We start from the raw sequence: 205 nt of genomic DNA, 5'->3' as shown, positions 1-205 counted from the left end.
AGCCATGATTTTGCGTTGTTCCACTTCGTCTTGGAAGAAAGAACCATCAATCATGGTTGCTGTTGTGTTCGGGTTATAAATCGCGATCAGGTTAAGCGCCTGTACCACATCCGGACAGTTATGACAGCTTAACGATACAAACACATCAAAGTTGGCTTTGAGGTTTAAACCTTTAATCTGGTTGAGCACTTCATTCGACACTTTT

General features: G+C 42.0%; 1 pseudogene. It reads right to left on the bottom strand.

The window, feature by feature from the left end:
* Positions 1-205: pseudogene (locus UC75_RS19695) on the bottom strand (alkyl hydroperoxide reductase subunit F); the annotation flags it as partial.

Origin of the sequence: Acinetobacter sp. V2 (assembly GCF_001188385.1) — a bacterium.
GTDB lineage: Bacteria > Pseudomonadota > Gammaproteobacteria > Pseudomonadales > Moraxellaceae > Acinetobacter > Acinetobacter oleivorans.
This window is presented reverse-complemented; position numbering and strand designations above follow the sequence as displayed.